Here is a 25,505-nt window from a genome sequence, read left to right as displayed (position 1 = left end):
CGCCTTTTAGCTTGCCGCCGACGCCAGATCGCCGCCGTTGAGATCGCGCTTCACTTCCGTGACTTCATCGCCCTTCGCGTTGTGCAGATGCACCTCAAGCTGGTTAAAGGCGATATCGATATCATTTTCTCGGCACAGTCGATCGATCGCGCGGTTCAGTTCATCCACCGTATGGCTACGATCGCGCAATTCACGCACATACAGACGCAGTTCATGATCTAGCGTACTGGCGCCAAAGGTGGTGAAGAATACGGCAGGTTCCGGATCGTGCATCACCTTCGGATGTTCCATCGCCGCCTGTAGCAGGACTTTTTTCACTTTCTCCAGATCCGAACCATAGGCCACGCCAAGCCGGATCACCAAACGGGTCGTGGTATCGGACAGGGACCAGTTAATCAGCCGCTCCGTCACGAACGCTTTGTTCGGAATGATCACCTCTTTACGATCAAAATCGGTAATAGTGGTGGCGCGAATACGAATCTTACTGACCGTGCCGGAGTAGGTGCCGATCGTTACCGTATCGCCAATGCGTACCGGACGTTCGAAGAGGATGATTAAACCCGAGACAAAGTTACCGAAGATCTCCTGTAGCCCAAAGCCGAGACCCACCGACAACGCCGCCGCCAGCCACTGGAGTTTATCCCATGAGACGCCAAGCGATCCGAATACCGTCATCGCGCCAACAGCAATAATGATGTAGTTAAGGATCGTGGTGATCGCATACGAGGCGCCCTGGCGCATATTCAGGCGTGAAAGCACCAGCACTTCCAGCAGACCGGGTAAGTTGCGGATGAGCGCCCAGGCCACCATCGCGGCGATAATGGCGAATAACAAGCTGCCCATCGTTACGCTTTTCACCACCGCAGCGCCAGCTTCGGAGCCGTTGTAGTGCCACAGCGTGATGCTATCAAGATAGCTGAATACAGTGATCAGATCGGACCAAATCGCCCAGAACATAACGCCGAACAGGGCAATCATCAGCAGCATCGTGATACGTAACGTTTGCTGGTTAATTTGCTCCAGCGCGATGGTGGGTTCTTCCTGTGGCTCCGCACCTTCCGCTCCCTCTTTAACCAGGTTTTGACGGCGAGCCAGTGCGCGGCGCCAGGCAATCCGGCGCGCCGCTACGCTTAATCCACGCAGCACCGTTTGATAAAGCAGGTTCCAGATAATGACCAGATAGACGGTTTCAATCCAGCGCCCCGCCAGGCGCAGCGTGGTATAGAAATAGCCAGTCGCCGTTAATACCATTAACGCTACCGGAATGATGGAAAGAATCGTCACGGTCACCAGTCGAATGCCGTGAGATTCTTTATCGCGCCAGCTTTCCCGGCACAGTGGCCACACCAGCAACGTTATCAACAACAGGTTGAGAAAAATAACTGCCTGCCCCAGCACGTCATCCATCAGGTTCAGCGGCGACAGTTCCGCCACCACAGACCAAAAATGCAGCGGCAGCAATGCGAGGCTAATGCGTACAATCTGGCGACGCCAGTGGCTGGTCAACTGCGTCGGCATACCAAAATGGCGTATCGCCACGCCCTCTTTTTCCAGAACCTTCCAGCACAGCCCAAATACCAGCCAGAACAGCGCGAGCTTCTTGCTAAAGGCCCAGAGCAGATCGCTGATATTTAACTGCATGGTCAACAGGATCAGTCCAAGCGCGAGGATAATCAGGCACACCGGCAGCGCGCGGATCAGATCGATCAAAATAGCTTTCGGCGTGTTGAGTTGACTATCGTTACGCAACGACCCCACGGCGGCGGCCAGCTTCTGTTGATACGCTTTTAACCATTTCAGGCGCCAGCGAATTAAACCGGCGATAAGCAAGAGCGGCAATCCGGCCAAAAAAGCAATAAATACCGCGGGCCAGGCTTTTTGCCAGTTCACCGTGACTTTCATGGCGCTGAACTGATCTTTTAACGTTTGGGGGAATGCTTTAAGCCAGTCCCAGTCCATGGGGCGGTTACTGTTCACCCAAAAAATCTGCTGCGTCAGAATGGCTTTCAGATTTTTCGAGACGCTCATTAACTGCTGCTGATTAATCTGCAGGTTAATTGCCATCATCAGCTGGTTACCCAACTGTTTATTTAGCTGATCCAACAGCTCACGGCGCATCTCCACTACCTGAAGCAACGCATCGTGAACTTCATCATTCACCTCACTGGTATGCCCCTCTTCCAGCTTGTCGACAAAAGCATCGCTTTGGAATAAGGCATCACGCTGCTGGTTGACTTCAAACTGTTCCAGGCGCAAATCCGCAATGCGGTTGGTCATGTCTTCGAGTTCATCGGCAGAGGGCAGGGTTTGCTGCTGCTGGTAAAGAATACGCGACAGCAACAGGCTGCCTTTTAAGACGGCAATCTGTTCTTTGATATTTCTTTCCGACTGCAGCGCGCGATCGAGCCAGTTTTTCACTTTAATATTTTGCTGCATCAACATATTGCCATTTTCGGTCGCGACAATCAGACGCTGGCTTAGTTGATGGTTAATATCCAGCGCCTGCTTTACCAGCGGGTTTTCCTGGATACGCGCCGTTTCGTCCGGCGAAATGGCCTCCTGGGCCGTTTTTTCCGTTAGCGTAAGTCGTTTACTGTTGACCGCCTCTTGTAAAAGTTGAAGCTGATGCTCAAGGCGATTACTGTTGGCCGTCACGTAATCCCGCTGTTTTTGCAAGGTATCCTGCAAAACAGTATTCCCTTCGAGACTCTTACGTTGCTGGTCGATCTGCGCGTTAAGCAGCGCCTGCTGCGCCTGTAATAACACCTGTTGGCTGGGGCGCAGCGCAGCCTCGCCGACGTTATTGCCGTCCAGACGGTTACGGATTTGCTGCATTTGCTGTGAGGCGGTATACATGGCGTTTTGTACGCGCTCCGGCTGGGTCTGTAGCGAAACCAACTGGCTGTTATAAGCGGCAAGATCGTTTTGCGAATTTTGCAAATCATCCAGTACCTGCGCCACGCGCAGTTCAAGCTGGCGTAGCGAAAGCGTACTCAGCATTTTTCGCGTTTCATCATCATTATCGACATCGCTCAGCGCATTCAACGCGTCCGTCGCCTGACGCATTTTTTCAGGCGCCCGCGCCACCTTCTGCCGCAGTTGTACGGTCTCATCTTTTATCCGCTCGATTTTCTCCAGCGTGGCTAGCGTATCAATAAGATCTTGCTGGACGAGCTTATCCTGGGCGGAGAGATCTTTTTGCTTATTCAGCGTATCCAACTGGTTTTGCACATCCGCCTTTGACGGCAGGTCGCCATTCGTTTGCCCCCGTGCAAACGCCAGAGACTGACAGGACAGCAGGATAATAAGGAAGCTAATTGTAATAAAAACAAAATGCTGTGAACGTTTATAAAGCTTCAACATAGTCATGAGAATGAAGTGTCTGAACCGGCAAGCAGAGCGGAAATAATTAAGCCGCAAGAGTATCACGCCTGTAACAAACAGAATAGCGAGACAGAAAACGTCCAGGAGTTTTCCTGGAATAGTATCAGGGGGTGTCGTTGACCGTCGACGCTCGCAGGGTCGGACACAGTTGATACATCTCCAGCAGGATGGTGACGTAGGCGCGAGCTTCTTTTTTTAAATCAAATGATTGCGGGGCAAATAACCAGTTTTCCATAATCCCTGAAATAAAGCTGCGCATCAGTATCGCCGCACGACGGGTCAACAGATTTTCAGGCAACATTTTAGCATTAATACAATGTGTTAACGTTTGTTCTATCCGATCGTAACTTTCCAGACAAAGGCTACGTTGCGCCTGTTGAACCACAACCATTTCTCCGACAAACTCACATTTATGGAATATAATCTCCATCAATAAGCGGCGTCGTTCTTCTGTTACAGTAGCTTCAAGAACATGAACTAAAATTTCTCTTAATACAGATAGTGGATCGTCGGGGAATTTTGCCTGATACTCAATCTCAAGCTCACCAATATTGGATTCTGATAGCTCCCAGATCTCACTGAATAAATCCGACTTATTTTTGAAATGCCAATAGATTGCGCCGCGCGTCACACCAGCAGCGTTCGCAATCTCCGCCAGCGAGGTCGCCGATACGCCTTGCTGCGAGAACAAGCGCAGGGCCACATCCAGGATGTGTTGTCGTGTTTCCAGCGCTTGTTGTTTGGTTTTTCGTGCCATATGTCGGTGAATTTACAGGCGTTAGATTTACATACATTTATGGATGTATGTACCATAGCACGACGATAATATAAACGCAGCAATGGGTTTAAGGACCTTTGACCATTGACCAATTTGAAATCGGACACTCGAGGTTTACATATGAACAAAAACAGAGGGTTAACGCCTCTGGCGGTCGTTCTGATGCTCTCAGGCAGCTTAGCGCTAACAGGATGTGACGACAAACAGGACCAGCAAGGCGGCCAGCAGATGCCAGAAGTTGGGGTTGTCACGCTAAAAACGGAACCACTGCAGATCACAACTGAACTTCCGGGTCGTACCGTTGCTTACCGTATCGCCGAAGTTCGTCCACAGGTAAGCGGCATTATCCTGAAGCGTAATTTCGTTGAAGGAAGTGATATCGAAGCGGGAGTCTCTCTCTATCAGATTGATCCTGCGACCTATCAGGCGACTTACGACAGCGCCAAGGGCGATTTGGCAAAAGCACAGGCCGCCGCGAATATCGCTGAACTGACGGTGAAGCGTTATCAAAAACTGCTGGGTACGCAGTACATCAGTAAGCAGGAATACGATCAGGCGCTGGCCGACGCGCAACAAGCGACTGCCGCCGTTGTCGCAGCAAAAGCCGCCGTTGAAACCGCACGTATCAACCTGGCATATACCAAAGTTACCTCACCGATTAGCGGCCGTATTGGTAAGTCGTCCGTAACGGAAGGGGCGCTGGTACAGAACGGTCAGGCGTCGGCGCTGGCGACAGTGCAGCAGCTAGACCCTATCTATGTGGATGTGACCCAGTCCAGCAATGACTTCCTGCGCCTGAAACAGGAGCTGGCAAATGGTTCGCTGAAACAGGAAAACGGCAAAGCGAAGGTGGACCTGGTGACCAGCGACGGTATCAAATTCCCACAGTCCGGTACACTTGAATTCTCCGACGTTACCGTTGACCAAACCACCGGATCTATTACTTTGCGCGCCATCTTCCCTAACCCGGATCACACCTTATTGCCAGGAATGTTCGTTCGCGCACGTCTGCAGGAAGGGACAAAACCGACGGCATTACTGGTTCCACAACAGGGCGTTACCCGTACTCCACGCGGCGATGCCACGGTGCTGGTGGTTGGCGCCGATAACAAAGTCGAAACCCGCCAAATCGTCGCAAACCAGGCGATCGGCGATAAGTGGCTGGTGACTGACGGGTTGAAAGCGGGCGACCGCGTAGTCGTCAGCGGGCTGCAAAAAGTACGTCCTGGCGCACAGGTTAAAGTGCAGGAAATTACCGCGGATAACAAACAGCAAGCCGCAAGCGGTGATCAACCTGCTCAGCCCAGGTCTTAACTTAAACAGGAGCCGTTAAGACATGCCTAATTTCTTTATCGATCGCCCTATATTTGCGTGGGTGATCGCCATCATCATCATGTTGGCAGGGGGGCTCGCGATCCTCAAATTGCCGGTAGCGCAATATCCAACGATTGCGCCGCCAGCAGTGACGATCTCCGCGACCTATCCTGGCGCTGATGCGAAAACGGTACAGGATACCGTCACGCAGGTTATCGAACAGAATATGAACGGTATCGATAACCTGATGTATATGTCCTCAAACAGTGACTCCACGGGGACCGTGCAGATCACGCTGACCTTTGAATCCGGCACCGATGCGGACATCGCGCAGGTTCAGGTTCAGAACAAACTGCAACTGGCAATGCCGTTACTTCCGCAGGAAGTACAGCAACAGGGCGTGAGCGTTGAGAAATCCTCAAGTAGCTTCCTGATGGTAGTGGGCGTCATTAACACTGACGGCACCATGACCCAGGAGGATATTTCGGATTATGTTGCCGCCAATATGAAAGATCCGATCAGCCGTACTTCTGGGGTGGGCGACGTTCAGCTATTTGGTTCGCAGTACGCGATGCGTATCTGGATGAATCCGACAGAGCTGACCAAATACCAACTAACGCCAGTCGACGTGATTAACGCTATCAAAGCGCAGAACGCCCAGGTCGCAGCAGGTCAGCTCGGTGGTACGCCGCCAGTAAAAGGCCAGCAGCTTAACGCATCGATTATTGCCCAAACGCGTCTGACCTCGACGGATGAGTTTGGCAAAATCCTGCTGAAGGTGAATCAGGATGGCTCCCAGGTTCGTCTGCGGGATGTAGCGAAAATTGAGCTTGGCGGCGAAAACTACGACATCATCGCGAAATTTAACGGTCAGCCGGCTTCAGGTCTTGGCATCAAACTGGCTACCGGCGCCAACGCGCTGGATACCGCTACCGCTATTCGCGCCGAACTGAAAAAAATGGAACCGTTCTTCCCGCCTGGTATGAAAATCGTCTATCCGTATGACACCACGCCATTCGTGAAAATCTCTATTCATGAAGTGGTAAAAACGCTGGTCGAAGCGATTATCCTCGTGTTCCTGGTCATGTACCTGTTCCTGCAGAACTTCCGTGCGACGTTGATTCCGACCATTGCGGTTCCGGTAGTGTTGTTGGGAACCTTTGCCGTGCTTGCGGCCTTCGGTTTCTCGATAAACACTCTGACGATGTTCGGGATGGTGCTCGCCATCGGCTTGCTGGTGGATGACGCCATCGTGGTGGTCGAGAACGTTGAACGTGTTATGACGGAAGAAGGCCTTCCGCCGAAGGAAGCAACGCGCAAATCAATGGGGCAGATTCAGGGCGCACTGGTGGGTATCGCGATGGTACTGTCGGCGGTATTTATTCCGATGGCCTTCTTTGGCGGCTCAACCGGAGCGATTTATCGGCAGTTCTCTATCACCATCGTATCGGCGATGGCGCTGTCAGTGCTGGTTGCGCTGATCCTGACGCCTGCGCTGTGCGCCACGATGCTCAAACCCGTCGCCAAAGGCGATCACGGCGAAGAGAAAAAAGGCTTTTTCGGCTGGTTTAACCGCCTGTTCGATAAGAGCACGCATCACTACACCGATAGCGTAGGCAATATTCTGCGCAGCACCGGTCGTTATCTGCTTCTCTATCTCATTATCGTCGTCGGTATGGCTTATCTGTTCGTTCGTCTGCCAAGTTCTTTCTTGCCGGATGAAGACCAGGGCGTATTTCTGACAATGGTTCAGCTCCCTGCTGGCGCGACGCAAGGACGCACGCAAAAAGTGCTGGATGAGGTCACGGATTACTACCTGAACAAAGAGAAAGCCAACGTTGAGTCAGTATTCGCCGTCAACGGCTTCGGTTTTGCAGGACGCGGTCAAAATACCGGTATTGCGTTCGTATCGTTAAAAGACTGGGCCGATCGTCCAGGTGATGAAAACAAGGTTGAAGCGATTACCCAACGGGCAACCGCAGCGTTTTCACAAATTAAAGATGCGATGGTTTTCGCCTTTAACCTGCCAGCGATTGTTGAACTGGGCACCGCAACCGGGTTTGACTTCGAGTTGATTGACCAGGCAGGCCTCGGCCATGAAAAACTCACCCAGGCGCGTAATCAGTTGTTCGGCGAAGTGGCGAAATATCCTGATCTGCTGGTAGGTGTTCGACCTAACGGCCTGGAAGATACGCCGCAGTTCAAAATCGATATCGACCAGGAAAAAGCTCAGGCGCTGGGCGTGTCCATTAGCGACATTAATACCACGTTGGGCGCAGCATGGGGTGGCAGCTATGTAAACGACTTTATCGATCGCGGTCGTGTGAAAAAAGTTTACGTGATGTCCGAAGCGAAATACCGCATGTTGCCTGATGATATTAATGACTGGTACGTCCGTGGTAGCGATGGTCAGATGGTGCCGTTCTCCGCATTCTCCTCTTCCCGCTGGGAATATGGTTCGCCGCGTCTGGAACGCTATAACGGTCTGCCTTCGATGGAAATTCTGGGTCAGGCGGCGCCAGGTAAGAGTACCGGTGAAGCGATGGCGATGATGGAAGAACTGGCCAGCAAGCTGCCATCCGGCATCGGGTATGACTGGACCGGGATGTCCTACCAGGAACGATTGTCCGGCAACCAGGCCCCTGCCCTGTATGCTATCTCGCTGATCGTCGTCTTCCTGTGTCTGGCGGCATTGTATGAGAGCTGGTCTATACCGTTCTCCGTAATGCTGGTCGTGCCGCTTGGGGTTATCGGCGCTCTGCTTGCCGCCACCTTCCGCGGGCTGACTAACGACGTTTACTTCCAGGTGGGCCTGCTCACAACCATTGGGTTGTCGGCGAAGAACGCGATACTTATCGTCGAATTCGCCAAAGACTTAATGGATAAAGAAGGAAAAGGTCTGGTAGAAGCGACGCTGGAGGCCGTCCGTATGCGTTTGCGCCCGATTCTGATGACCTCGTTAGCATTCATGCTGGGGGTTATGCCGCTGGTTATCAGTTCCGGCGCGGGTTCCGGCGCTCAGAATGCGGTAGGTACTGGCGTACTGGGCGGGATGGTAACGGCAACCGTACTGGCTATTTTCTTCGTACCGGTCTTCTTCGTGGTGGTCCGCCGCCGCTTTAGCCGTAAAAGCGAAGATATAGAGCACAGCCATTCTACAGAACATCGCTGATCTACTGATTGTTGATAAGGCCGCGCAAGCGGCCTTTTTTTGCGTAAAAATCATAAAATACGCTTATTGTTAGATTGTTTATTTTTTGCCATATTAATAAAACGTATAGTCCCTACCGCTTTAAAGGCTTTTCTTAGGAAGCCCGGCAATTCCTTAATTCAGCCATTAATTAAGGAATATTAAGAATATTCCTGGCTATTTTCTCCTGTTAGTGACTATTGTTTTAGCCTGAAAAGCTAAAAAACGTTAACCCAATGATTACACAAACATTAAAAATGGTCCCTTTTTAGGCATATGGCGCCGACTGTTAACATTCGAAAAAGTATGCCAGTAAGCGGATTTCACGCAATTGTAATTTTTCGTAATATGACGATGAAAAGTTTTTTAGAGTAGATTATAGTTAAATCATAAGGTGACGTGGGGAAGTACCAGGTTAGTTAGTTGTATCCATCCCGAAGGTGTTCGGTTAGTTCAAGCCACTAAAAAGGGGATGCATTATGGACGAATACTCACCCAAAAGACATGATATAGCACAGCTTAAATTCCTTTGCGAAACCCTGTATCATGACTGTCTTGCAAACCTTGAAGAAAGCAATCATGGTTGGGTTAATGACCCGACTTCAGCAGTCAATCTCCAGCTCAATGAGCTGATAGAGCATATTGCAACCTTCGCACTTAATTATAAGATTAAGTACAATGAAGACAATAAATTGATTGCGCAGATAGATGAATACCTGGACGACACCTTTATGTTGTTCAGCAGCTATGGTATTAATACGCAGGATTTGCAAAAATGGCGTAAATCGGGCAACCGCCTGTTTCGCTGTTTCGTCAACGCCACCAGGGCCAATCCTGTTAGTTTGTCTTGTTAAAAATTATTACAATCATAGGTAGAATTTATGTCTGATAAACCATTAACTAAAACTGATTATTTGATGCGTTTACGGCGCTGTCAGACAATTGACACTCTGGAGCGCGTCATTGAAAAAAATAAATATGAACTGTCCGATAATGAGTTGGCTGTATTTTACTCAGCAGCGGATCACCGGCTTGCAGAATTGACGATGAACAAACTTTACGACAAGATCCCCTCTTCAGTATGGAAATTCATTCGTTAATCACTCGGCATTGCTTTTCAGGGAATACTCAGGTGTTATCCGACCCTTCGTTTTTGGCTAATAACACAATGGACTATTATATAACAGTGACATAGATCACATACAAATATCAGGGAACGTTCCCTCTAATAATATACTATCGCTTATATTACGATAATATCCACTAAGGGGAACGCGCAGTGAGTGATGAAAAACAAAAAATGATCGCTGGGGCGCTGTATTGCCCGACCGATGAAACTTTATGCCAGGATCGTCTGCGGGCGCGCCAACTCATCCATCAATACAACCATACTACGCCTGATGAAATAAATAAGCGTCAGGCCATTTTAGACAATCTGTTAGCCCGAAGCGAAGACGCTTATATTGAGCCTTCTTTTCGCTGCGACTATGGCTATAATATTTTTCTTGGTCACTCCTTTTACGCTAACTTCGACTGCGTCATGCTTGATGTTTGCCCAATTCATATCGGCGACAATTGTATGCTCGCGCCAGGGGTACATATCTATACTGCCACGCATCCGCTGGACGCCATCGAACGCAACAGCGGCAGAGAGTTAGGCAAACCTGTTACTATCGGAAATAACGTCTGGATAGGTGGACGAGCCGTCATTAATCCGGGCGTAACCATCGGCGATAACGTCGTCGTCGCTTCAGGCGCTGTGGTGATAAAAAACGTACCGCCAGATGTCGTGGTAGGCGGAAACCCGGCGCGGATTATTAAAAAATTGTAGTTAAAATGACAACTGTTATGCTAATTCGTGGTTAATCTGTTACTTTTTTCACGTTACGCCTCCCTTTAAAATGGGCTGTTATTACCCGTATGTCGCAGAAATCATGAAGGCAAAAGATGACAGAGATACAGCGCCTGCTTAGCGAAACTATTGATGACTTAAACGTCCGTGAAAAACGCGATAACAGACCGCGTTTTAGTATCAGTTTTATCCGCAAGCATCCTGGGCTATTTATCGCGATGTATGCCGCCTGGTTTGCGACGCTGGCGGTCATGCTGCAATCAGAAACGCTGGTGGGGTCAGTGTGGCTGTTAGTGGTGCTATTTATCGTATTTAATGGCTTTTTCTTTTTCGACATCGCCCCGCGTTATCACTATGACGACATCGACGTGCTGGATCTCCGGGTCTGTTACAACGGCGAATGGTACAACACCCGCTTTGTTCCCCCCACGCTCATTGAGACAATTCTTCAATCTCCACAGGTGGATAATGAGCATAAAGTCCAGCTACAAAAAATGGTTGCCCGTAAAGGCGAGCTTTCCTTCTACGATATTTTTACGCTGGCTCGTGCAGAAGCAAGCCGATAATAAAAAAGTGCGCACCCTCCCTGGTACGCACTGCTTTCCCCGAACTGTTGGCTTTTAACGTCTTTTTTTACGTCCCTGAACCGCCTTAAACCGTGGATTTGTTTTACAAATCACGTATAAACGTCCTTTTCGTTTCACTATCTGGCAATCCGGATGCCGCTGTTTTGCATTGCGAAGTGAGTTTAGCACCTGCATTTCATTTACCCCCGTTTAGCGCCGATAAAATGACCAAAACGTTTCTGGAAACGCGCGGCGCTACCTTCGTTATCAAACGTTTTTTGTTTACCGGTATAAAAAGGATGTGATTTTGATGACACATCAATGGTGACATATGGATACGTTACGCCGTCCAGTTCGATTTCACGTTCGGTTTTGATAGTTGACCCCACCTTCACATATTCATTTGCGCTAGTGTCGTGAAATACGACGGTGCGGTACACAGGATGGATATCAGGTTTCATTGCACTCTCATGATTATGTTATAACATAACAATACAGTACGCCATTAACGATCTTTTTTCAACCCGCAAACATTCACGATCTCTTCCTGGCGGCAAAAACAACGTGGCGTAACGCGCTAGTCTGGCTCCTGAATCTATAAAATCGATAGAATAGCTTTATCATTCGAGGGCGCGATTTGCGATCGGATATACTTTATCTACGCTGTGTTTATAAGGACATCACTGTGACAACACGACATCTGGTCAGCCTGGTAACGGGAGTGCTTATCCTGTCTGTCCTTTTCCCGATAGGATTGAGTCTGTGGCTGGCGCACCGTCAAGTTGAAAAAAGGTTTAATGAAGAGCTGGATATCTTCTCGTCCCGGGTGGCGCTACGTACAGAAAGGGTCAGTGACCAGGCAAAAGCCGCGTTAACGCATATCGCCGCCTTTAAAGGCGAGCCCTGCAGCAGCGCTCATTTACTCGCCATGCGTCGCGTGTCTTATAGCTTTCGGTATGTTCAGGAAGTTCTGTACCTTAAAAATACGATTCCCGTTTGCTCCTCACTTGAAAAAGAGAGCCATATTCCCGCCTTCCCTCCGCCCATGAAAATCACTCGGGACGGTTATCGCGCCTGGTTTACGGCGCAAAACGATCTGGGTATAAAACGCTATATGGCGGCACTCGGTAGCGATAACTATATCGTGATGATCGACCCGGCGTCCTTTATCGATGTGATTCCATTTGGAGCATGGCCGATTGACGTCGCCATTATTGGTCGGGAGCGTAATACCGTGGTTGCCAGCAGCGGTAAGCTTAACCCCGCAATCCTTCCGCTGATTCAGCATGAGACGCCCCTGCGGCTGGAAAACCGAGGCATTCTGTACGCTATCCACCCCCTTCCGGAAATGGGCATCACTATCGTAAGCTGGGCATCCACCGCTCCGCAGGAAAAGAACTGGTATCGCCAGGCGTTTATCTGGCTACCGGCGGGCATCGTAACGGGTCTGCTGGCCGCGGCCTTTATTCTGCGTATTTTACGTCGGCTACAGTCGCCCCGCCACCGTCTCCAGGATGCGATAGACAATCGCGAAATTAACGTACACTATCAGCCTATTGTCTCCCTGAGCAGCGGGAAAATTGTCGGCGCCGAAGCGTTAGCTCGTTGGCAACAGGCGGACGGCACCTTCCTTTCACCGGAAATTTTTATCGCGCTGGCTGAGCAAACCGGACTTACGGAGCCGCTAACCCGGCTAATCATCGAAACCGTTTTTGAAGACATGGGGAGTTGGTTAAAGTCCCATCCCGAGCAACATATTTCGATCAATCTTGAGGCATCCGATCTGGCGTCGGAAACGCTCCCGGCGCTGTTAAGCACGCTGCTGAACCGTAGCCAAATTTCTCCGTCGCAAATCGCGCTTGAGTTAACGGAACGCGAGTTCGCCGATCCGAAAACCAGCGCGCCAATTGTCGCCAGATACCGTAACGCAGGGCATTCAATTTATATTGATGACTTTGGCACCGGCTATTCCAGCCTCAGCTACTTACAAAATCTGGATGTGGATGTCCTTAAAATTGATAAATCTTTTGTCGATGCGCTGGAATATAAAAACGTCACGCCGCATATTATTGAAATGGCAAAAACGCTCAAACTCAAAATGGTCGCAGAAGGTATCGAAACGACCAGACAAGAACAGTGGCTACGCCAGCATGGCGTGCATTATGGTCAGGGCTGGTTATACAGTAAACCGCTATCCGGCTCGGCATTTATTCTTTGGGCGGAACAGCGGCTATAACGTCGCACAGAAGAAAAGAACAGTGTGGAGAGGCAGAATTGGGTGGGGGCCCTGCCAGCTACATCCCGGCACACGCGTCATCTGCCTTGGCTGCTTCCTTCCGGACCTGACCTGGTAAACAGAGTAGCGTTGCGGGAGAACCAACAGAGCCCCCATTGAGAGCGTTGTGAACCAACGCGCAGGCGCATTATCACTGCTATACCGTGTAATTGCAACCCATCAGGCGCTGGATGCTGGTTTCTTGCGCACCTGGACTTTCCTCTCCCCTTATTCCAGATTATCCTGAAGCATTAATGCAGGATTCTATTATGGATATTCAGGACACATTTCCGCAGCGCGTCTGGCAAATCGTCGCCTCGATCCCGGAAGGTTTTGTCACGACCTACGGCGATGTCGCCCGGCTTGCCGGTTCGCCTCGGGCGGCGCGTCAGGTCGGCGGAGTTTTAAAACGTCTGCCGGAAGGCAGCACTTTGCCATGGCATCGGGTAGTGAACCGCCGCGGCGCGATATCACTTACCGGGCCGGATCTACAACGGCAACGCCAGGCATTACTGGCAGAAGGCGTGGTGGTGTCGGGGAGCGGGCAAATCGATTTACAACGCTATCGCTGGGTGTATTAACCCTCTCCGTTACGGAGAGGGTTGGCGCAGGATTAATACTGGGTAGGCGCAGGAACGGCAGAAGACGGATTGACTTGGGTCGGCGAAGTCGATGGAACCGTCGTCGTCGCACCACCACTGGCCTGAACAGGCACCGCCGTTTGCTGTACCGGTACCAGCGTCAGGTCCGCTTTGGTGCCGCCATTATTAATCACCGGTTTCACGCTATCGGTAATAAATACCAGCTTATTGTCAACGGTGATTGCCGCGCTCAGGAGAATACGTGCGTTAGGTTGAATATCTGATGGGTTAAACGGCAGCACAAAACTGAAAGGCGCCTGTTTACCTTCGGTCCGTACCGCTTTTTGCGACAGCACCTTAGACGGTGTATCAGCCAAAGAAGCATCAGAAAGCGTTACGGTCAGCACCGCATCTGGCGGCAGAGCGACCTTCTGGCGGATCCAGACGGTACCGGAAACATTGGGTTGCTGAATAGTAGACTGGTTAGCTGTAATCGACATGTTAGGGTTTGGCGCAGGCGTCTGGATATCAGCGCTTTTATCAGCGCAGGCCGCCAGAGATATCGCAACCGCTAAACCACTTACGATGTGCACGAGTTTCATTCAATTCTCCTTATCATCAATGCACCAGCAGGCCTTTCCCCCCGCCGGAAGAGTGGTTAACAGAAACATAACGTGATTAAGTGTGGCACAGGTCACTCATTTTTGCCTGGAATTGCTCTGTTATTCAGACTTTTGTACCCATCGGACCACTTGCGAAATTGCGTTATACTCAGGCCTACCTCGCTTCGGCATCGTTGTCACCTGGAGAGCATGTATGAGTCAGACGCTAAATAATTTGCTGACATTGTTGAATCTGGAAAAAATTGAAGAAGGACTCTTTCGGGGCCAAAGTGAAGACTTAGGGCTGCGTCAGGTATTTGGCGGTCAGGTGGTGGGCCAGGCGTTATATGCCGCCAAAGAGACGGTGCCGGAAGAGCGACTGGTGCATTCATTCCACAGTTATTTTCTGCGACCAGGCGATAGTCAAAAACCCATTATCTATGACGTTGAAGTGCTGCGCGATGGAAATAGTTTTAGCGCCCGCCGCGTTGCCGCTATTCAGAACGGGAAACCCATCTTTTACATGACCGCCTCATTCCAGGCGCCGGAACCGGGTTTTGAACATCAAAAAACCATGCCGACGGCAACCGGGCCGGAAGGACTACCGTCAGAAACGGAAATCGCGCAGTCGCTGGCGCATTTACTGCCGCCGATTCTGAAAGAAAAGTTTCTCTGCGATCGCCCCCTGGAGATTCGTCCTGTCGAATTTCACAATCCGTTAAAAGGTCACGTCGCCGCGCCAACCCGTCAGGTATGGATTCGCGCCAACGGCACCGTTCCGGATGACATTCGCGTCCATCAATATTTACTGGGATATGCCTCTGACCTGAATTTCCTCCCCGTCGCGCTTCAGCCTCACGGCATCGGTTTTCTGGAAAAGGGCATTCAGATCGCCACTATCGATCACTCTATGTGGTTCCATCGCCCGTTCAATCTTAATGAATGGCTACTTTATAGCGTGGAGAGCACTTCCGCCTCCAGCGCCCGGGGCTTTGTTCGCGGCGAGTTTTATACTCAGGATGGCGCGCTGGTCGCCTCGACCGTGCAGGAAGGGGTGATGCGTAATCACAATTAAAAAACATGCCGCTATCCGGCGTTAATGGCCTGATGGCGATGCGCTTATCAGGCCTACCGTAGGCCGGATAAGACGCTTTCGCGTCGCCATCCGGCATGTTGCGCAATCACGCGTTATATGCATTCTCGCCGTGGCTGTTCACATCCAGCCCCTCGCGCTCCTGCTCTTCCGGTACGCGCAGTCCAACAAGGATATCCGCCAGTTTGTAACCAACAAACGCGACAACGCCGGACCAGGCGACCGTAATAGCAATACTTTCCAGTTGTACCATAACCTGATGGCCCATCGTAACGCCGTCGACAAAGCCAACGCCGCCCAGCGAACTGGCGGCAAAAACGCCGGTCAGGATACAGCCGACTATTCCGCAAACGCCGTGAACGCCAAATACGTCGCACGGATCATCTACCCGTAACAGACGTTTAAGCATGGTGACTCCCCACAATCCCGCCAGACCCGCAATAACGCCGATAACCAGCGCGCCGCCAACGCCAACATAACCACAGGCTGGCGTCACGCCGACCAGACCGGCAATCGCGCCGGAACAGGCTCCCAGCAGGGAAGGTTTACCGCGTAGCGTCCACTCGCCGATAATCCACCCCAGAATCGCGGCGGCGGTCGCCACCACGGTGTTCACAAAAGCCAGCGCGGCTATCTCGTTTGCGCTACTGGCAGAACCCGCGTTAAATCCAAACCAGCCGATATACAGGATCGCAGTACCGGTAAAGACCATCGGCAGATTATGGGGTTTAAATGCTTCTTTCCCAAAGCCGACGCGCTTACCAATTAAATAAGCCCCCACCAGACCGGCGATAGCGGCGTTAATGTGCACCACCGTACCGCCGGCAAAATCCAGCGCGCCGTGAGCAGCCAGCAGGCCGCCGCCCCACACCATGTGCGCAATCGGAATATACGAGAGCGTGAACCACACCACGACAAAAATCAGTACCGCCGAAAAACGAATACGTTCCGCCAGCGCGCCGACAATCAGCCCGACGGTAATACAGGCGAAAGATCCCTGAAACGCGACATGGATATACTGATAAATCGTGCCCGTTACCGCCGTCAACGCGATGTTCTTCAACATCGCCCCCTCGACATTACCGAAGAAATGATTCCCTTCGCCAAAAGCCAGCGAATAGCCGTATACCACCCATAAAATACAGACCAGCGCAAAGGTGACGGTCACTTGCGTTAACATCGACAGCACGTTTTTAGCGCGGATTAATCCGCCATAAAACAGCGCGATACCCGGTATCGTCATAAACAGCACCAGCGCGGTGCAGATCATCATAAAAGCATTATCCGCTTTATCGGCAACCGCTGGCGCGGCCATCGTTAGCCCAGGCAGCAGCACCAGTGAAGCCAGTGTGGTTTTTATCATCGCTATCTTCATTTTTTCATTTCCTGTTGCTGTGTGGCGGGTCTTAAAGCGCCGCTTCGTCAGCTTCGCCGGTACGAATCCGAATAACACGCGTGAGCTCCGCGACGAAAATTTTGCCATCGCCAATTTTTCCGGTATAAGCCGCTTTAGTGATGATATCGATCACCTCTTCCAGTTGGTCGTCGGCGATAGCCACATCAATTTTGACTTTCGGCAGGAAATTCACGCTGTACTCCGCGCCGCGATACAGTTCGGCGTGTCCTTTTTGACGACCAAACCCTTTCACTTCGGTGACGGTCAATCCCTGAATGCCAATAGAAGAAAGCGCTTCCCGCACGTCCTCCAGCTTAAACGGTTTGATAACCACGGTAACCAGCTTCATAGACCCCCTCCAGTCAGAATTAGGTAAGGCATATAGACTATTCAAAATGAGCGTTGCAAAGGGTGTGCCAGAAATGAGTGAGTGGTGAAAGGCGCGGTTAGCGGGGCGTCTTTATATTGACGCGCCCCAAAATCGAAGCAGGAAAAGAAAAACGCACCATGACGGTGCATGATGGGCGAGGTTTTGCGCCACGGGGCAAAACCTTACGTCGCGGGGCCGGACTCCTCATGTACGCTGGCGGCTAACTCCTCACCAACCAACTGTAATTGATACATTTGCCAGTAGCGTCCTTGCGCCGTCAGCAATTGTTGATGCGTCCCGCGCTCCACCGCCTGGCCGCGGTGGAGTACCAGAATGGTATCCGCCTCCACGATAGTCGATAGCCGATGGGCGATAACCACCAGCGTGGTGCGCTCGCGAATCGCCGCCAGCGCCTGCTGTATCGCCTGCTCAGTGCCGGAATCGATGCTGGCCGTCGCTTCATCAAGAATTAATATTTGCGGGGCGTCAACCAGCACGCGCGCCAGCGCCAAGAGTTGTTTTTGCCCGACGGACAGCGTATTCCCCTGCTCACCAAGACGCGTATGCAGCCCGTGGCTCAGGCCGCGCGCCAGGTCTGCCAACTGTACCGTTTCCAGCGCCTGCCAGACCTGCGCCTCTGAAACATCGCGCCCCAGCGTCACATTGGCCAGAAAGGTATCCGCCATCACTACCGGGTCCTGTTGAACCATCGCCACGCCCTGGCGTAAAACGCGATGATTAAAAGAAGAGATTTCTCGCCCATCCAGCCGAATTTCGCCTTGCGTCAGCGGGTAGTACCCCATCAACAAGCTGGCGAGCGTGCTCTTCCCGCTGCCTGTGTGTCCCACCAGCGCCACAAAACTACGGGGCGGTACTGATAGCGTAATGTCCTGTAAAACAAGGCTATCATCGCGGTAAGCAAACGACAGATGATCAATATCAATCGCGCCGCTTTGCAACGGCCTGTCGTCGCTGCCATAGCGCTGTCGTGGGCGATCCATCAGTTCAAAAACACGCTCTCCCGCCACAACCGCCTGCTGTAGCATGGATTGCTGGGTGGTCAGTTCAATGAGCGGCTCGTTCAGACGCGACAAATAGCTAATGAACGCATACAGTACCCCGACCTCAATCGTGCCGGCAGACGTAAAACTGAAGAGCATCAACAGACCGCACAAAATGAGCGCGGAAAAGAGGCTAAGCAGCGGACGCAATAAAAATCCGTCTAAGCGCAGCGTCTGCATCCGCGCCATGTAGTGCGAACGGCTGGCCTCGCCCATTCGTTCGCCAAAGCGCGCCTGCTGGCGAAACTGCTGAATAACGCTCATCCCGTTGATGATTTCGTTAAATCCATCGTTAATATCCGCCAGGTATGCCCGCACGCGGCGTACCATCGGCGTGCTGTAGCGCTGATAGATGATCATCACGGTCAATACCGCCGGAAAAATCAAAATCGCCACCAGCGCCATCCGCCAGTCAAGGCTGAACATGGCGACCAGCATGGCGCCGATCAGCGCCGCGCTACGTAATACCGTCGCGACGACCGTGACATACAGATCGCGGATAACTTCCGTGTCGTTAGTCACGCGTGAAATTAATTGTCCGACAGGCTGGGTGTCGAAGGCGCTTAACGGCTGGCGCAAGGCGGCATCCATTACGTCAGTGCGCAAGGTCTGAACCACGCCAACGGCCGCCCGGTTAAATAATAAAGACTGGGCGTAATGCAGGCCCGCCGCCAGAAACTGTAGTCCCACATAGGCGGCCGCCAGCCCCGCGACTTTACCCAGAGGTAAATGGTGTTGGGCCACCATGTTGTCAATGAAATAGCTGATCAGCAGCGGACCGCTAACCTCCGCCGCCGCCGCAATCCACAGCATAATCACCGCGACAGAGAGCGGTTTTCGCCAGGGCGAGCCATACGCCAGCAACCGTTTCAGCGTCGGCCATAGCTGTCCAAAACTACGCATTCGCCGCCTCCTCGCCGCTTTCCGGCGCGTCATCCAGCGCGGCCTCCAGTTGCTGATAGCGATACATATCGCGATACCAGCCAAGCTGCTGCGCCAGTTGATCGTGATCGCCGCGCTGAACAACATGACCATGTTGCATCACCATAATTTCATTGGCATCGGTCAACGCAGATAAACGATGCGCGCTTATGATGACCGTGCGCCCTTCGCCCCACTGGCGCAAATTATGCAAAATCTGATGCTCCGTGCGACCATCTACTGCCGAGAGCGCATCATCGAGAAGCAGAATTTCCGCATTCAACAGTAGCGCTCTGGCAATCGAGATACGCTGTTTTTGCCCTCCCGATAGCATTACGCCGCGTTCGCCTACCTGCGTGTCGTAGCCCTGAGGAAGACGGAGAATATCCTCATGTACGCTGGCTAAACGTGCCACCTGTTCAATCTCTTCCTGGGTCGCCTCCGGGCGTCCGAGCGCAATATTATTGGCAATAGAGTCCGAGAACAAAAACGGCGTCTGACTGACCACCGCCAGTCGGCTACGCCAGCTATCAAGCTGCAGATGCGTCAACGGCATGTCATGGAAACGGATTTCTCCCTGCGTCACATCAAAATGGCGCTGGATAAGCGACAATATTGTGCTTTTCCCCGCGCCGGTCGGACCGCATATCCCCAGCATCTGACCCGGTTTAAGACGAAAGTTCACATTCTCCAGCGCCGGATGCGTCGTTTGCGGATAGCGAAACTCACGAATGGCCGCCGTCAATTCGCCCCGCCCCGCCGGGACCGGCTCTTCGCCATCCTTAACTACCGGCGCTTCCGCCAGCATGGCGCGGATGCGGCTGTAAGCGGCGCTACCTCGCTCCACGATATTAAACATCCAAGCCAGCGCCAGCATGGGCCAAATCATCAACCCCAGATACATCATAAAGCTGGTGAGTTCGCCCAGCGTCAGGCTGCCGTTAACCACCATCCAGCTTCCGCCGCTAATCGCGAGCAGGTTCGCCATGCCAATGGCGATGTAAATAGTTGGATCAAAACGCGCATCAATACGCGCCACTCGCATATTTTTCTTGCCAGTATCTTCGGCATCCGCCGCAAACAGCGAGGACTGGCGGTCCTCCAGGCCAAACGCTTTTATCATGCGAATGCTGGTCAGACTCTCCTGCGTGCGGTCGTTCAGGCTGGAGAAGGCGGCCTGCGCCAGTTTGAAGTAATCATGCAGCCGATCGCCGTAACGTTTGATCATCAGCGCCATAATCGGCATCGGCAACAACGCTAATAGCGTTAGCTGCCAGCTAATTTGCGTCGACATGACAATCAGTACCGCGCAGCCCATTACCAACGAGTCAACCAGCGTCAGAACGCCCTCGCCTGCCGCAAATACCACGCGATCCACATCATTCGTCGCGCGCGCGATAAGATCGCCCGTCCGATGGCGCTGATAAAATTCAGGATGCTGGCAACTAAGCTGGCGATAATAATCTTCACGCAGTTCAACGGCTAATTGATAAGAGGCACCAAATAGCAGCACGCGCCAGACATAGCGCAACAAATAGACCACCACGGCGATCAGGGCAATGGTGCCAATCCACATCGCTATCCGGCCAGAAGTAAAATGCTGTGCGGTTACGCCATCCACGACGATCCCCACCACTTTGGGTGGGATCAGCTGAAGAATCGAAATAAGCATAAGCAGGGCCACCGCGCCAAGATAGCGACGCCATTCCCGGCGAAAGTACCAGCTTAATTGAGCAAATAATCGCACGCGTTATTTCCTGATATGATTTCCGGCAATACCGGGAGAATTATTCAATGGGCAGAGAAGTGGTGTACTTAATCTGTTCCATCGAAAAACTGGAGGTGACGTCTGACAGTCCTGGAACGCTATTGACCAGACGTTTATAGAAATCGTCATACCGCTTCATGTCGGCAACCTGAACCCGCATCAGATAATCGTATTCCCCCGCCATCCGCCAGAAACCAAGCACTTCCGGCATCTCAGTGACGACAGTCACGAACCGACAGTACCATTCACTGCTGTGGTGCTGCGTTTTTATCAATACAAAAGCGGTTAATCCCAGACCCAGTTTTTCCGGGTCCAGCAGCGCGACCCTGCCAAGAAGAATACCGTCGTCTTCCAGGCGTTTAAGCCGCTTCCAGCAAGGCGTTGTCGTCAGATTAACGGCATCCGCCAGCGCCTGCAAAGAGAGGGTACAGTCCTGCTGCAATAAGGAAAGCAGTTTACGGTCAATTTTATCTAACATACCCATCCCGTAGAGAATATTTTTCTCCTTACATTGTAATTTAAAGGTCAAATAGCAACAATTTTTTCCGTGCTTTTCGCTAATCTGGGCACAAAATGATAAACGGATATTAATGATGGGTAGCAATTGGGTTAAAAATGCCATTAATGAAATTAACGCTGACCACCAGCGCTCGGCCGATACGCATCTTATTCGTCTGCCCCTGCCGGCATTTCCAGGTATTCAGTTTTACCTGAAAGATGAAAGCACGCATCCCACCGGTAGCCTCAAGCACCGCCTGGCGCGCTCGCTGTTCCTTTATGGGCTGTGCAATGGCTGGATTAAAGAAGGCACTCCAATTATTGAAGCGTCATCAGGCTCAACGGCGATTTCCGAAGCCTGGTTCGCGCGTTTACTGGGACTGCCGTTCATCGCCGTCATGCCCGCCTGTACCGCAAAACGTAAAATCGAACAGATTCAATTTTACGGCGGCCACTGTCATTTTGTGGAGAGCGCCTGCGAAATTTATGCCGCCTCCGAGCGGCTGGCGCATGAACTGAACGGTCACTATATGGACCAGTTTACCTACGCAGAACGGGCTACCGACTGGCGGGGCAACAATAATATTGCCGACAGTATTTTCAGACAGATGCGCAACGAACCCCATCCGGTACCGCGATTTATCGTTATGAGCGCCGGAACGGGCGGAACCTCTGCGACGATTGGGCGCTATATTCGCTGTCAGGGCTATGATACTCAGCTAATGGTGGTGGATCCGGAAAATTCCGTCTTTTTACCTTACTGGCAAGATCGCGACGTTTCATTACGCAGCCCGGTGGGCAGCAAAATTGAAGGGATTGGTCGCCCGCGGGTAGAGCCTTCTTTTATTCCGGATGTCGTTGATGAGATGCTGCGTGTGCCGGACGCCGCCAGCATTGCCACCGCACACTGGCTGGAAACGCAGCTAGGCCGTAAAGTCGGCGCCTCTACCGGCACGAATATGTGGGGAGCGCTGCAGCTTGCGGCCCGGATGCGCGAGGCCGGAGAAACCGGCGCTATCGTGACGTTATTGTGCGATAGCGGCGATCGTTATCTGGATACCTATTACCATCCGGCATGGGTTAGCGAACATATCGGCGACTTGACGCCGTGGTCAGCAGCCATCGCAAAATTACTTACCGTCGACTAAAAACCAAAAAAAAAGCCAGACTGAACGTCTGGCTTGCTGGAAGAGATCTCTCATTCGGGGGAATAAGGTAGATGCGGTTTGTCCAGCCAATGTGTCAAAAAGTGTGCTACCGCTTGATTACCACAATGTCCGATGACCGACAAATGCGGCAGCGCGGCGATAAGTTGCGGCATAGCGTTGCCCATAATGAGCCCCCGCCCGACGCTGCCCAGCATTTCCCGATCGTTCATCGCATCGCCAAACGCCATGCAATCTGCCAGTGAAAGCCCCAAATGGCCGCTCAATACCGCCAGTGCAGAGCCTTTATTACACCCCAGTGGTAACACTTCCAGGCAGTCGACGGCAGAAAAACAGAGGTGCGCGCGTTCTTCCAGCGCCTCATTGAGCTGAATGCGCAAGCGAATCAGATCTTCATGATCGCCGCAAAAACAGATCTTCGTCACCTGATGGGCCGGGATGCTTTTTACATCGATAACCTGATAACGAAAGCCGCTGTAGACATGCGCCTGGAGTAGCGCGGGGATCTCCTGGCCTGTAAACCAGCCGTTGTCATTAAAAACATGCATACTGGCCCGGGTATCCCAGGCATGGTGCATCACCGTATCGGCAACCTGAGGATCGAGATCCTGACGATGCAGCACGTCGCCTTCCAGCGAATGAACTCGCGTCCCGTTACCGGTAATAAGATAAGCATCCAGTGAAAGCGTCCCCAGAATATGCCGCATTTCCAGAACATGACGACCCGTGGCAAATGTCAGGGTGATATCGCGTTCGCGCAGACGCGACAGCGTGGCGATCGTCTCTCTACCCAAATGGTGATCAGGCATTAATAACGTGCCATCCATATCAAATGCTGCCAGACGGGCCATCTCTTTCTCCACACTGTGACGCGGTTAACTTGTCATTCAGTATTACCTGAGATATACGGAAGTAATAGTGAACAGATAAAATGAAGTGTTCCGGGTTTCTATGAGGCTACTGAATCGGCTTAATCAATATCAACGCCTCTGGCAGCCTTCCGCCGGAGAAACACAACATGTCACCGTTAGCGAACTGGCTGAACGCTGTTTTTGTAGCGAGCGCCACCTGCGAACGCTGCTGCGTCAGGCCCAGCAGGCGGGTTGGCTAAAATGGGAAGCACAGTCCGGGCGCGGGAAACGTGGACGGCTACAGTTTCTGGTCACGCCGGAATCGCTCCGTACCGCCATGATGGAACAGGCGCTGGAAAAAGGGCAGCAGCTCAACGTACTGGAACTGGCGCAACTGGCGCCTGGCGAATTACGGGCGATGCTCCAGCCTTTTATGGGCGGCCAATGGCAAAACGATACGCCGACATTGCGTATTCCCTACTATCGTCCGCTTGAACCGCTGCATTCGGGTTTCCTGCCAGGACGCGCGGAACAACATCTCGCAGGGCAAATTTTTTCCGGGTTAACGCGCTTCGACCGCGACAGCCAATATCCTTGCGGGGATTTGGCGCATCACTGGGAGGTTTCCGCCGACGGTTTACGCTGGGATTTTTATATTCGCTCCACGCTGCACTGGCATAATGGCGATACGGTGGACACCGCGCAGCTACACGAACGCCTGGAAAGGCTGCTTACCCTACCCGCGCTAAGCAAATTGTTTATTAGCGTCGCCCGTATCGAAATAACGCATCCTCAGTGCCTTACCTTTCTCCTTCACCGGCCTGATTACTGGCTGGCGCATCGTCTGGCCAGCTATTGTAGCGGTCTGGCACATCCTGACCTGCCGCTTATCGGCACCGGCCCTTTTCGCCTGACGTTGTTCACGCCGGAACTGGTACGTCTGGAAAGTCATGACCATTATCACCTTAACCATCCGCTGCTGAAAGCGATTGAATTCTGGATCACCCCGCAACTGTTTGCCCAGGATCTGGGCACCAGTTGCCGCCATCCGGTGCAGATCGCCATCGGCAAACCGGAAGAGCTGGCGACGCTGAGTCAGGTAAGTAGTGGTATCAGTCTGGGCTTTTGCTATTTAACTATCAAAAAGGGCTCACGGCTCAACGTACAACAGGCACGACGTCTGGTACATATTATCCATCATACTTCTCTGCTGAAAACATTGCCGGTAGATGAGAATTTGATTACGCCAAGTCAGGGGCTGCTACCCGGCTGGACAATCCCGCAATGGCAGGTTGTTGATGAAACGCCATTGCCTAAAAAACTCACCCTGGCGTACCACCTTCCCGTAGAGCTTCATACGATGGCGGAGCAGCTTCGACATTACCTTGCGACGCTCGGCTGTGAGTTAACGTTGATTTTTCATAACGCCAAAAACTGGGATGACTGCCCTGCGCTGGCGCAAGCGGATCTGATGATGGGCGACAGGCTGATCGGCGAAGCGCCGGAATATACGCTGGAGCAGTGGCTACGTTGCGATCAGATCTGGCCGCATGTCCTGGACGCGCCTGCGTTTTCCCATCTGCAGGCTACGCTTGACGCCCTGCAAATTCAGCCCAATGAAAAGGATCGCCGCACTGCCCTGCAACAAGTTTTTGCCAACCTGATGGATGACGCCACACTTACGCCGCTGTTTAATTATCACTATCGCATCAGCGCTCCACCTGGCGTTAACGGCGTTCGGCTCACCCCTCGCGGCTGGTTTGAATTTAGCGAAGCCTGGCTTCCGCCGCCTTCGCCGTGAAGAAGCTGGTCGGTATTATCCGCACGCGTTACCATATT

At 52.1% G+C, this 25,505-nt stretch carries 22 protein-coding genes and 1 other RNA gene; 11 read left to right on the top strand and 12 right to left on the bottom strand.

The genetic code is table 11. The annotated features are described in order from the left end of the window. Positions 1-6: 6 nt before the first annotated feature. Both mscK and acrR read right to left on the bottom strand, forming a co-directional pair. Positions 7-3,369, bottom strand: coding sequence for a mechanosensitive channel MscK (mscK, locus tag F4V72_RS12205; RefSeq protein WP_079813406.1), 3,363 nt, complete (start codon positions 3,367-3,369; stop codon positions 7-9). A 118-nt stretch (positions 3,370-3,487) separates the two neighbouring features. Then, positions 3,488-4,141, bottom strand: coding sequence for a multidrug efflux transporter transcriptional repressor AcrR (gene acrR, locus F4V72_RS12200; RefSeq protein ID WP_023246704.1), 654 nt, complete (start codon positions 4,139-4,141; stop codon positions 3,488-3,490). 141 nt (positions 4,142-4,282) lie between these two features. Here acrR and acrA point away from each other — a divergent pair, with 141 nt between their 5' ends. The 6 genes from acrA to F4V72_RS12170 all read left to right on the top strand — a co-directional run bounded on the left by acrA (position 4,283) and on the right by F4V72_RS12170 (position 11,084). Further along, positions 4,283-5,476, top strand: coding sequence for a multidrug efflux RND transporter periplasmic adaptor subunit AcrA (gene acrA / locus F4V72_RS12195; protein WP_023246703.1), 1,194 nt, complete (start codon positions 4,283-4,285; stop codon positions 5,474-5,476). A 22-nt stretch (positions 5,477-5,498) separates the two neighbouring features. Then, positions 5,499-8,648: an efflux RND transporter permease AcrB gene (gene acrB / locus F4V72_RS12190; protein ID WP_023246702.1), complete on the top strand. Its 3,150-nt coding sequence runs from the start codon at positions 5,499-5,501 to the stop codon at positions 8,646-8,648. Positions 8,649-9,145: 497 nt separating this feature from the next. Next, positions 9,146-9,520: an Hha toxicity modulator TomB gene (tomB, locus tag F4V72_RS12185; protein WP_000344807.1), complete on the top strand. Its 375-nt coding sequence runs from the start codon at positions 9,146-9,148 to the stop codon at positions 9,518-9,520. A gap of 27 nt (positions 9,521-9,547) precedes the next feature. After that, entirely contained in the window at positions 9,548-9,766 is a 219-nt protein-coding gene (locus tag F4V72_RS12180; protein WP_001280991.1) for an HHA domain-containing protein, read from the top strand. Between the two features lie 179 nt (positions 9,767-9,945). Next, complete coding sequence (maa, locus tag F4V72_RS12175) at positions 9,946-10,497, top strand: maltose O-acetyltransferase (protein WP_053508533.1); 552 nt, start codon at positions 9,946-9,948, stop codon at positions 10,495-10,497. A 116-nt stretch (positions 10,498-10,613) separates the two neighbouring features. After that, positions 10,614-11,084, top strand: a complete 471-nt coding sequence (locus F4V72_RS12170) for a YlaC family protein (protein ID WP_023246700.1) — start codon at positions 10,614-10,616, stop codon at positions 11,082-11,084. 54 nt (positions 11,085-11,138) lie between these two features. On the opposite strand, the gene ykgO is transcribed toward F4V72_RS12170, so the two are convergent. Continuing rightward, positions 11,139-11,279 (bottom strand): type B 50S ribosomal protein L36, encoded by a 141-nt coding sequence (gene ykgO / locus F4V72_RS12165; protein ID WP_001197749.1) that lies wholly within the window; start codon positions 11,277-11,279, stop codon positions 11,139-11,141. Between the two features lie 5 nt (positions 11,280-11,284). Beyond that, a complete protein-coding gene (locus F4V72_RS12160; protein WP_023182818.1) occupies positions 11,285-11,545 on the bottom strand; it encodes a type B 50S ribosomal protein L31 in 261 nt (86 codons plus the stop codon). 224 nt (positions 11,546-11,769) lie between these two features. Between F4V72_RS12160 and F4V72_RS12155 the strand changes: the two genes are divergently transcribed. Beyond that, a complete protein-coding gene (locus tag F4V72_RS12155; protein WP_053508537.1) occupies positions 11,770-13,320 on the top strand; it encodes an EAL domain-containing protein in 1,551 nt (516 codons plus the stop codon). A gap of 49 nt (positions 13,321-13,369) precedes the next feature. On the opposite strand, the gene ffs is transcribed toward F4V72_RS12155, so the two are convergent. Next, an RNA gene (ffs, locus tag F4V72_RS12150) (signal recognition particle sRNA small type) lies at positions 13,370-13,466 on the bottom strand. An 84-nt stretch (positions 13,467-13,550) separates the two neighbouring features. On the opposite strand from ffs, the gene F4V72_RS12145 reads away from it, so the two are divergent. Further along, positions 13,551-13,940 (top strand): MGMT family protein, encoded by a 390-nt coding sequence (locus F4V72_RS12145; protein WP_023246698.1) that lies wholly within the window; start codon positions 13,551-13,553, stop codon positions 13,938-13,940. A 32-nt stretch (positions 13,941-13,972) separates the two neighbouring features. Here the strand turns inward: F4V72_RS12145 and F4V72_RS12140 are convergent, their stop codons facing one another. Continuing rightward, positions 13,973-14,542, bottom strand: coding sequence for a YbaY family lipoprotein (locus tag F4V72_RS12140; RefSeq protein WP_000779808.1), 570 nt, complete (start codon positions 14,540-14,542; stop codon positions 13,973-13,975). A 214-nt stretch (positions 14,543-14,756) separates the two neighbouring features. On the opposite strand from F4V72_RS12140, the gene tesB reads away from it, so the two are divergent. After that, on the top strand, positions 14,757-15,617 hold the full coding sequence (gene tesB / locus F4V72_RS12135) for an acyl-CoA thioesterase II (RefSeq protein ID WP_023246697.1): 861 nt from the start codon (positions 14,757-14,759) through the stop codon (positions 15,615-15,617). Between the two features lie 106 nt (positions 15,618-15,723). Here tesB and amtB read toward each other — a convergent pair whose 3' ends face one another. The 5 genes from amtB to decR form a co-directional block, all read right to left on the bottom strand. After that, complete coding sequence (gene amtB / locus F4V72_RS12130; protein ID WP_080168292.1) at positions 15,724-17,010, bottom strand: ammonium transporter AmtB; 1,287 nt, start codon at positions 17,008-17,010, stop codon at positions 15,724-15,726. A gap of 31 nt (positions 17,011-17,041) precedes the next feature. Then, a complete protein-coding gene (gene glnK, locus F4V72_RS12125) occupies positions 17,042-17,380 on the bottom strand; it encodes a P-II family nitrogen regulator (RefSeq protein WP_023246695.1) in 339 nt (112 codons plus the stop codon). Between the two features lie 203 nt (positions 17,381-17,583). Then, positions 17,584-19,365 (bottom strand): SmdB family multidrug efflux ABC transporter permease/ATP-binding protein, encoded by a 1,782-nt coding sequence (locus F4V72_RS12120; RefSeq protein ID WP_114048638.1) that lies wholly within the window; start codon positions 19,363-19,365, stop codon positions 17,584-17,586. Further along, positions 19,358-21,130 carry a SmdA family multidrug ABC transporter permease/ATP-binding protein gene (locus F4V72_RS12115; RefSeq protein WP_063390208.1) on the bottom strand — a complete coding sequence of 591 codons (1,773 nt, stop codon included), beginning with the start codon at positions 21,128-21,130 and terminating at the stop codon, positions 19,358-19,360. The genes F4V72_RS12120 and F4V72_RS12115 overlap by 8 nt, the downstream gene beginning before the upstream one ends. A 40-nt stretch (positions 21,131-21,170) precedes the next feature. Further along, entirely contained in the window at positions 21,171-21,629 is a 459-nt protein-coding gene (gene decR / locus F4V72_RS12110) for a DNA-binding transcriptional regulator DecR (RefSeq protein ID WP_023246692.1), read from the bottom strand. Positions 21,630-21,741: 112 nt separating this feature from the next. On the opposite strand from decR, the gene cdsH reads away from it, so the two are divergent. Then, positions 21,742-22,797 (top strand): cysteine desulfhydrase, encoded by a 1,056-nt coding sequence (gene cdsH / locus F4V72_RS12105; RefSeq protein WP_072162028.1) that lies wholly within the window; start codon positions 21,742-21,744, stop codon positions 22,795-22,797. A 50-nt stretch (positions 22,798-22,847) separates the two neighbouring features. Here cdsH and cof read toward each other — a convergent pair whose 3' ends face one another. Then, positions 22,848-23,666, bottom strand: a complete 819-nt coding sequence (cof, locus tag F4V72_RS12100; RefSeq protein WP_023246690.1) for an HMP-PP phosphatase — start codon at positions 23,664-23,666, stop codon at positions 22,848-22,850. Between the two features lie 100 nt (positions 23,667-23,766). Here cof and F4V72_RS12095 point away from each other — a divergent pair, with 100 nt between their 5' ends. Continuing rightward, positions 23,767-25,467, top strand: a complete 1,701-nt coding sequence (locus F4V72_RS12095; protein WP_053508547.1) for an SgrR family transcriptional regulator — start codon at positions 23,767-23,769, stop codon at positions 25,465-25,467. Positions 25,468-25,505: the final 38 nt, after the last annotated feature.

The organism is Salmonella enterica subsp. diarizonae, from assembly GCF_008692785.1.
Lineage (GTDB): Bacteria > Pseudomonadota > Gammaproteobacteria > Enterobacterales > Enterobacteriaceae > Salmonella > Salmonella diarizonae.
This window is presented reverse-complemented; position numbering and strand designations above follow the sequence as displayed.

Bases quoted from the DNA above. Each gene is read 5' to 3' on its own strand.
- cof (WP_023246690.1), bottom strand. From the start codon at position 23,666: ATGGCCCGTCTGGCAGCATTTGATATGGATGGCACGTTATTAATGCCT.
- F4V72_RS12145 (WP_023246698.1), top strand. From the start codon at position 13,551: ATGCTGGTTTCTTGCGCACCTGGACTTTCCTCTCCCCTTATTCCAGAT.
- F4V72_RS12120 (WP_114048638.1), bottom strand. From the start codon at position 19,365: ATGCGTAGTTTTGGACAGCTATGGCCGACGCTGAAACGGTTGCTGGCG.
- amtB (WP_080168292.1), bottom strand. From the start codon at position 17,010: ATGAAGATAGCGATGATAAAAACCACACTGGCTTCACTGGTGCTGCTG.
- mscK (WP_079813406.1), bottom strand. From the start codon at position 3,369: ATGACTATGTTGAAGCTTTATAAACGTTCACAGCATTTTGTTTTTATT.
- tomB (WP_000344807.1), top strand. From the start codon at position 9,146: ATGGACGAATACTCACCCAAAAGACATGATATAGCACAGCTTAAATTC.
- glnK (WP_023246695.1), bottom strand. From the start codon at position 17,380: ATGAAGCTGGTTACCGTGGTTATCAAACCGTTTAAGCTGGAGGACGTG.
- tesB (WP_023246697.1), top strand. From the start codon at position 14,757: ATGAGTCAGACGCTAAATAATTTGCTGACATTGTTGAATCTGGAAAAA.
- acrB (WP_023246702.1), top strand. From the start codon at position 5,499: ATGCCTAATTTCTTTATCGATCGCCCTATATTTGCGTGGGTGATCGCC.
- F4V72_RS12160 (WP_023182818.1), bottom strand. From the start codon at position 11,545: ATGAAACCTGATATCCATCCTGTGTACCGCACCGTCGTATTTCACGAC.
- F4V72_RS12095 (WP_053508547.1), top strand. From the start codon at position 23,767: ATGAGGCTACTGAATCGGCTTAATCAATATCAACGCCTCTGGCAGCCT.
- ykgO (WP_001197749.1), bottom strand. From the start codon at position 11,279: ATGCAGGTGCTAAACTCACTTCGCAATGCAAAACAGCGGCATCCGGAT.
- acrA (WP_023246703.1), top strand. From the start codon at position 4,283: ATGAACAAAAACAGAGGGTTAACGCCTCTGGCGGTCGTTCTGATGCTC.
- cdsH (WP_072162028.1), top strand. From the start codon at position 21,742: ATGATGGGTAGCAATTGGGTTAAAAATGCCATTAATGAAATTAACGCT.
- F4V72_RS12140 (WP_000779808.1), bottom strand. From the start codon at position 14,542: ATGAAACTCGTGCACATCGTAAGTGGTTTAGCGGTTGCGATATCTCTG.
- F4V72_RS12180 (WP_001280991.1), top strand. From the start codon at position 9,548: ATGTCTGATAAACCATTAACTAAAACTGATTATTTGATGCGTTTACGG.
- decR (WP_023246692.1), bottom strand. From the start codon at position 21,629: ATGTTAGATAAAATTGACCGTAAACTGCTTTCCTTATTGCAGCAGGAC.
- F4V72_RS12170 (WP_023246700.1), top strand. From the start codon at position 10,614: ATGACAGAGATACAGCGCCTGCTTAGCGAAACTATTGATGACTTAAAC.
- acrR (WP_023246704.1), bottom strand. From the start codon at position 4,141: ATGGCACGAAAAACCAAACAACAAGCGCTGGAAACACGACAACACATC.